This window comes from Kitasatospora sp. NPDC057512 (assembly GCF_042802135.1).
Taxonomy (GTDB): Bacteria; Actinomycetota; Actinomycetes; order Streptomycetales; family Streptomycetaceae; genus Kitasatospora.
In genome coordinates, this window is sequence record NZ_JBHVET010000827.1 from 1 (window position 1) to 3445 (window position 3445).

General features: G+C 74.0%; 3 protein-coding genes and 1 pseudogene. All 4 read right to left on the reverse strand.

What is annotated here, in order from left to right:
• Nucleotides 1-168: 168 nt before the first annotated feature.
• Nucleotides 169-1431, reverse strand: a complete 1263-nt coding sequence (locus ACFU6K_RS34350; RefSeq protein WP_380669816.1) for a S8 family peptidase — start codon at nt 1429-1431, stop codon at nt 169-171.
• Between the two features lie 191 nt (nt 1432-1622).
• Nucleotides 1623-1787 carry a hypothetical protein gene (locus ACFU6K_RS34355; RefSeq protein ID WP_380669818.1) on the reverse strand — a complete coding sequence of 55 codons (165 nt, stop codon included), beginning with the start codon at nt 1785-1787 and terminating at the stop codon, nt 1623-1625.
• Nucleotides 1788-1983: 196 nt separating this feature from the next.
• The gene (locus ACFU6K_RS34360) at nt 1984-3081 is read right to left on the reverse strand and encodes a glycosyltransferase (RefSeq protein WP_380669820.1); all 1098 of its coding nucleotides are present in this window, start codon (nt 3079-3081) and stop codon (nt 1984-1986) included.
• A gap of 5 nt (nt 3082-3086) precedes the next feature.
• Nucleotides 3087-3445: pseudogene (locus tag ACFU6K_RS34365) on the reverse strand (GTP 3',8-cyclase MoaA); the annotation flags it as partial.

Genomic DNA, 3445 nt, shown 5'->3' on the forward strand with positions numbered 1-3445 from the left:
ACGCCCGAGCGCGTCGGCCGGCCGGGAGCGTGAGCAGGACGCCGACCACCACCGGGGCGGCGTGCCCGGCGATCCGATGGCTGTCCGGGACCGGGAAGCGGGCGACGTCGAACGGCCGGAAGCCCTCGATCCGGGTGGACAGCAGGTGCCGCCGGGCGCCGAGTCCGCTCACAGGCCGCCCGTGTAGAGGAGGCGGTTGGGCGAGTCGGGGCCGAGGCGGGTGAGCACGTCCTTCGTGGAGTCGGCGACGAGCCTGTCACGGACGTCCTGGGAGGTGGCCAGGGGATCCTGCTGTTCGATGAGGGCGGCGGCTCCGGTGACGTGGGGCGCGGCCATGGACGTGCCGTTGAGCGTGCTGGATCCGCCGCCGAGCTTGGCGGAGACGATGGCGACGCCGGGCGCGTACAGCGACAGGCAGGGGCCGTAGTTGCTGAAGCTGGCCTGTCGGTCCTGCTTGTTGACCGCGCCGACGGTGAGGGCCTTCCGTGCGCGGGCGGGAGAGGCCGCGCAGGCGTCCTGGGCGTCGTTTCCGGCCGAGATGACGGGCAGCACGCCCAGGTCCGCCACCGCGTCCACGGCCGCGTCGAGCGCCTCGGAGGCGGGCCCGCCGAGGGAGGCGTTCAGTACCGCCGGCCGCCGGGCGTGGGCGGCGACCCAGTCCAGGCCCGCCAGGGAGGCCGCGGCGGAGCCCTCTCCCTGGCAGTCGAGCACCCGGACGGCGACCAGGGAGACCGAGCGGGCCACGCCGTAGGTCCGGCCGCCGACGGTGCCGGCCACGTGGGTGCCGTGGGAGTGGCAGTCCTGGCCGTGGTGGCCGTCGTCCATGGCGTCGAACCCCATGGTGGCCCGCCCTTCGAACTCCTCGTTCCCGGTCTCGATGCCGGTGTCGACGATGTACGCCGTGACACCCTCGCCGGTCCCGTTGACGGTGAAGAGCCCGTCGAGCGGGAGGTAGCGCTGGTCGATCCGGTCCAGGCCCCAACTCGCCGCCTCGACCGTCGTCCTGGGCGCGCCCGCGGTACCGGTGCGCCGCGTCCGCCCGTCCCGCACGGAACCGCTCCTGGTCGCCTCCGAGGGCCGAGGGCGCGGGGGAGGAGCATCGATGCCCGTCCGGGCGTTCTCCTCGATCGCCTCGACCGCGGGCAGACCGCGTACGGTCCGCAGTTGGAGCGCGGTGAGCGGGGCGGCGAAGCCGCGCAGCGCGGTGCCGTAGGTGAACCGGGCCCGGACGCCGAGGTCGCGCAGTACCGCCTCCGGCGAGAACGCGGGCTTGACCCTGACGATGTACTCGCCCGGCACCGCCGCCGAGGACTGCGTCACCGCAACCAGCGGTTCGCCCAGCCCGGTTGTGGCACTCGCGCCACCGGCACCGCCGATCAACGGCACGATCAGCAGGAGAACAGCCGCCACCCGGCGGGCAGTCGCGCGCATACGCACTCCATCACAGAAGAGCAGGAACCGAATCCGACCCGGGCAGTCCCGCAGGACGAACGCACGGAGCCGACGGATGAAGGGGAGGACGGTCGGGGCGTCCACAGTCCTGGGAATCGGTGCGGTCCTGGAGCCGTGGGGCGCCAGGACCGCAGTGGAGACAGCGGAGGAACCGCGGGGCGCACCGGCCCCTACTGCCCCGTGATCGCCTGGGCGCGCTGCCTCAGATCCTGGGGGACGTCCTCCCGCTCGGCGACGTCACGGAGCAGGCTCCGCACCTCCGCCGCCGTGTCGGACGAGGCCTCGTCGTCGCTGTTCTCGTCCTCACCCGCGCTGTTGATGGCGAGATAGCTCATGGGTGTACTCCTCACTGCTGTGGAACTCCTGCGGTCAGGTCAGAAGCATGCACGCCACGCCGATACCGTGGGCGAAGCCACCAGTTGCGCGTCCCCCGAAAGAGTGGAAGCCGGGTTCTACGAGGGCATCCGGGGCCGTGTGGGCCTCGGAGTCCGGCCTGGGCGGCGGGTGTCGAACAGGGTGGATGTCCGGGCATCACGGCGCCCCCGTGCCGCTGCCGCGGGAGGTGGCAGCGACCAGGTCGAGGGCGATCCGGGCGGCGCCGTCCGCCGCTCGGGCGGGGGCGGCGGCCGGCCGGGCCCGGGTGCCGGCCGGGGGGGTCTGGGCGTAGGCCCGGGCGCGGGCGATGGCGTGCTCGTCGGCGGCGGCGACCACCACGTTCGGGCCGGCGGCGGCCTTCAGGTGGACGCGCTGGTCGTCGAAGTCGCGGACGCCGGGGACGGCCACGACCGGCACGCCGGAACGGACCAGTTCCTGCACGGTGTTGTACCCGGCGTGGGTGATCGCGGCGTCGGCATGCCGGTACACGTCGTAGGTGGGCCCCAGGTACGGGCGGACCCGCACCGGCCCGGGCAGGCCGGGCGGCACGAGGACGGCTCCGTCGAAGTGCGGGCCGGTGAGCACCAGGACGTCGACACCGTCGGCGGCGGGCCGTCGGCGCGTGAGCTCGCGGATGCCGTGCAGCGCGGCCGTGAGGAATCCGGGAGCGTCGTCGTGCCCGCCGCCGCCGGCCACCACGGCGACCCGTAGGGCGCGGGTCTCCTCGGGCCAGGGCGATCGGTCGTCGAGCAGCGGCCGGACGACATGGGGCACCCCCAGCACGCGCACCCCGTGGACGGTCTCCTCCTGCCCCGGCTCGCCCAGCAGGTAGACCGTGCCGATGCCGGGCGCGTGGCGGGAGATCCAGTGCGGTGGGTCGGGGCGGTTGCGCTGGAAGCGGTGCACCAGGAACTGGGGGCAGCCCAGCCGGGCGGCCTGGTCGTACAGTTCCCGCTGCACCGTCACGTCGTGCAGCACCACGTCGTCCGGTCGCAGCACCCAGGTGACCATGGCCCGGGCGAGGCCGTGGTCCACCGCGGGGCCGGTCCCGTGCAGGGCCTCGCCGACCAGGCTGTCGACGTCGGTGGGCAGGACGGTCTGGGCGAAGCCGTAGTCGTCGATCAGGCGTTGGGGCCGCTCGGTCAGCAGCAGGGAGTCCCGGCCCAGCCCGCGCAGTTCGCGGTGGACGGCGATCTGGCGGGAGACGTGGCCCAGCCCCCGGCCCCAGGTGAAGGAGACCACACGGGCGTTCACGGCGTTCAGCCGCCGATCATCGACATGCTGCGGTCGGGCCGGACGAAGTCGGGGTGGTTGATCTTGTGTCCGGGCCACTTGTGCCACAGCGCCTCGCGGACCAGCCGTTCCAGTTCGGCGTCGTCGGCACCCGAGCGGAGCGCGGTGCGCAGGTCGGTCTCCCCCAGCGCGAACAGGCAGACGCGGAAGGCCCCTTCGGCCGTGGTCCGCATGCGGTTGCAGCTGTCGCAGAAGGGCTTCGTCACCGAGGGGATGAAGCCCAGGACCCCCGGCGCGCCGTCGGCGAAGCGGAAGGAGGTGGCCGGCTGCGGCGCGTCCTGGGCGACCGGGGCGAGGTCGTAGGCCGCGGAGACCGCCGCCAGGG

Excerpts from the sequence above, each read along its gene's own strand:
- ACFU6K_RS34350 (WP_380669816.1), bottom strand. The coding sequence starts at position 1,431 with ATGCGCGCGACTGCCCGCCGGGTGGCGGCTGTTCTCCTGCTGATCGTG.
- ACFU6K_RS34355 (WP_380669818.1), bottom strand. The coding sequence starts at position 1,787 with ATGAGCTATCTCGCCATCAACAGCGCGGGTGAGGACGAGAACAGCGAC.